Source organism: Pseudoalteromonas sp. AS84, assembly GCF_038900255.1.
Lineage (GTDB): Bacteria > Pseudomonadota > Gammaproteobacteria > Enterobacterales > Alteromonadaceae > Pseudoalteromonas.
Genome location: NZ_JBBMQY010000044.1, coordinates 1 through 3,001 on the forward strand (window position 1 = coordinate 1; position 3,001 = coordinate 3,001).

Consider the following 3,001-nt stretch of genomic DNA (forward strand, 5'->3'; position numbering starts at 1 on the left):
GTTGATTGATTGGTATCTACTTTAGTATTCAATATTGACTTCTGGCGAAGTTAAACTGTCACACAACAAAGACCCGTTTGGGTTGTATGGTTAAGTGACTAAGCGTACACGGTGGATGCCTTGGCAGTTGGAGGCGATGAAGGACGTATTAACTTGCGATAAGCCTAGTCAAGCTAGTAAAAAGCACTTGAGACTAGGATTTCCGAATGGGGAAACCCACCTGCTTGCAGGTATCGTTAACTGAATACATAGGTTAACGAGGCGAACGCGGAGAACTGAAACATCTAAGTACCCGTAGGAAAAGAAATCAACCGAGATTCCGAAAGTAGCGGCGAGCGAAATCGGAACAGCCCTTAAGCTTATTATGTGTTAATGGAAGGCTGCTGGAAAGCGCCACGATACAGGGTGATAGTCCCGTACATGAAAAGACATTTTAAGTGAAATCGAGTAGGTCGGAGCACGTGAAACTTTGACTGAATATAGGTGGACCATCATCTAAGGCTAAATACTCCCAACTGACCGATAGTGAACCAGTACCGTGAGGGAAAGGCGAAAAGAACCCCTGTGAGGGGAGTGAAATAGAACCTGAAACCGTGTACGTACAAGCAGTAGGAGCCCACTTGTTGGGTGACTGCGTACCTTTTGTATAATGGGTCAGCGACTTATATTTTGTAGCGAGGTTAACCGAATAGGGTAGCCGTAGGGAAACCGAGTCTTAACTGGGCGAATAGTTGCAAGGTATAGACCCGAAACCCGGTGATCTAGCCATGGGCAGGTTGAAGGTTGAGTAACATCAACTGGAGGACCGAACCCACTAACGTTGAAAAGTTAGGGGATGACCTGTGGCTAGGAGTGAAAGGCTAATCAAACCGGGAGATAGCTGGTTCTCCCCGAAATCTATTTAGGTAGAGCCTCGGACGAATACTTACGGGGGTAGAGCACTGTTAAGGCTAGGGGGTCATCCCGACTTACCAACCCTTTGCAAACTCCGAATACCGTAAAGTAATATCCGGGAGACACACGGCGGGTGCTAACGTCCGTCGTGAAGAGGGAAACAACCCAGACCGCCAGCTAAGGTCCCAAAGTCATAGTTAAGTGGGAAACGATGTGGAAAGGCCCAGACAGCCAGGAGGTTGGCTTAGAAGCAGCCATCCTTTAAAGAAAGCGTAATAGCTCACTGGTCGAGTCGGTCTGCGCGGAAGATGTAACGGGGCTAAACTATGCACCGAAGCTGCGGATTCAGAATTTATTCTGAGTGGTAGGGGAGCGTTCTGTAAGCCGTTGAAGGTGACCCGGGAGGGTTGCTGGAGGTATCAGAAGTGCGAATGCTGACATGAGTAACGATAATGGGAGTGAAAAACTCCCACGCCGGAAGACCAAGGGTTCCTATCCCATGTTAATCAGGGTAGGGTAAGTCGACCCCTAAGGCGAGGCCGAAAGGCGTAGTCGATGGGAAACAGATTAATATTTCTGTACTCGATATAATTGCGATGGGGGGACGGAGCAGGCTAAACAAGCATAGCGTTGGTAGTCTATGTGAAAGTGAGTAGGTTGGTGACTTAGGTAAATCCGGGTTGCTGTTAAGACTGAGACACGAGACGAGTCACTACGGTGATGAAGTTGTTGATGCCATACTTCCAGGAAAAGCCTCTAAGCTTCAGATTATATGGAATCGTACCCCAAACCGACACAGGTGGTCAGGTAGAGAATACTAAGGCGCTTGAGAGAACTCGGGTGAAGGAACTAGGCAAAATCGTACCGTAACTTCGGGAGAAGGTACGCTCCTATCTGTGATGAGACTTGCTCTCTAAGCGGACGGGAGCCGCAGTGACCAGGTGGCTGGGACTGTTTATTAAAAACACAGCACTGTGCAAAATCGCAAGATGACGTATACGGTGTGACACCTGCCCGGTGCCGGAAGGTTAATTGATGGGGTTATCCTTAGGGAGAAGCTCTTGATCGAAGCCCCGGTAAACGGCGGCCGTAACTATAACGGTCCTAAGGTAGCGAAATTCCTTGTCGGGTAAGTTCCGACCTGCACGAATGGTGTAACCATGGCCACGCTGTCTCCACCCGAGACTCAGTGAAATTGAAATCGCAGTGAAGATGCTGTGTACCCGCGGCTAGACGGAAAGACCCCGTGAACCTTTACTACAGCTTGGCACTGAACATTGAACCTACATGTGTAGGATAGGTGGGAGACTTTGAAGCAGCGACGCTAGTTGTTGTGGAGTCAACCTTGAAATACCACCCTTGTAGTTTTGATGTTCTAACGTTGGCCCCTGAATCGGGGTTACGGACAGTGCCTGGTGGGTAGTTTGACTGGGGCGGTCTCCTCCTAAAGAGTAACGGAGGAGCACGAAGGTTGGCTAAGTACGGTCGGACATCGTACGGTTAGTGTAATGGTAGAAGCCAGCTTAACTGCGAGACAGACACGTCGAGCAGGTACGAAAGTAGGTCATAGTGATCCGGTGGTTCTGAATGGAAGGGCCATCGCTCAACGGATAAAAGGTACTCCGGGGATAACAGGCTGATACCGCCCAAGAGTTCATATCGACGGCGGTGTTTGGCACCTCGATGTCGGCTCATCACATCCTGGGGCTGAAGTCGGTCCCAAGGGTATGGCTGTTCGCCATTTAAAGTGGTACGCGAGCTGGGTTTAGAACGTCGTGAGACAGTTCGGTCCCTATCTGCCGTGGGCGTTTGAGAATTGAGAGGGGTTGCTCCTAGTACGAGAGGACCGGAGTGAACGAACCGCTGGTGTTCGGGTTGTCATGCCAATGGCATTGCCCGGTAGCTACGTTCGGAACTGATAAGCGCTGAAAGCATCTAAGCGCGAAGCAGGCCTCGAGATGAGTTCTCACTAGACTTTTAAAGTCTCTGAAGGGCCGTTGAAGACTACAACGTTGATAGGCAAGATGTGGAAGTGGTGTGAGCCATTAAGCTAACTTGTACTAATTACCCGTGAGGCTTAACCATACAACGCCAAACGCGTTTTATG

At 49.6% G+C, this 3,001-nt stretch carries 1 rRNA gene; it reads left to right on the top strand.

What is annotated here, in order from left to right:
- Positions 1-88 precede the first annotated feature (88 nt).
- Positions 89-2,979: ribosomal RNA gene (locus WNY79_RS20700) — 23S ribosomal RNA — on the top strand.
- The last annotated feature ends 22 nt before the right edge of the window (positions 2,980-3,001 follow it).